This window comes from Pseudomonas sp. SID14000 (assembly GCF_002165135.1).
Taxonomy (GTDB): domain Bacteria; phylum Pseudomonadota; class Gammaproteobacteria; order Pseudomonadales; family Pseudomonadaceae; genus Aquipseudomonas.
Genome location: NZ_NFZQ01000070.1, coordinates 1 through 636 on the forward strand (window position 1 = coordinate 1; position 636 = coordinate 636).

General features: G+C 67.1%; 1 pseudogene. It reads left to right on the forward strand.

The features are described 5' to 3' along the window. Positions 1 to 524, forward strand: a pseudogene (locus CAY82_RS27420) (excinuclease ABC subunit A); the annotation flags it as partial. Between the last annotated feature and the right edge of the window lie 112 nt (positions 525 to 636).

Here is a 636-nt window from a genome sequence, read left to right on the forward strand (position 1 = left end):
ACAGCCCGGATGCGGAGGCCGTGACCCTCGATGGCTTGAGCATGGCCGCCGCTCTCACCTTGACCGTCGAGCAGGCTCGGACGAAGTTCACCGGCCTGCGCAAGATGCAGGCGCGGCTGCGGACGCTCGACGAGGTCGGGCTCGGCTACCTCCTTCTCGGTGAGGCGACACCTGCGCTGTCCGGGGGCGAGGCGCAACGCCTCAAGCTGGTCGCGGACCTCGAGAAGCGCCAGCAGGGCACGCTGTTCATCTTCGACGAGCCGAGCGTCGGCCTGCACCCGGCCGACATCCGGGTCCTGCTGAGTGTCTTCGATCGCCTCATCGACGCGGGCGCGACGGTCATCGTGATCGAGCACGACCTCGACATGATCGCCAACGCCGACTATGTCGTCGACCTGGGCCCGGGTGCCGGTGCCGACGGCGGCCGCGTGGTCGCCGCCACCAGCCCGGCGCTCCTCCCAGACTTCCCCGAAAGCGTCACTGGCCGGTACCTACGGGCTGCCCTTTCGGGCTCACCTGATTAACTCGCTGAAGTTAGGGCAGGCTAGCCTTAGTTCATGCGACTTCATCCTCTGATCCGTTCGTCAGCTCTGGTGGTGGCCGTGATGGTCGCCTTGGCCGGATGTGGGGGTGGGA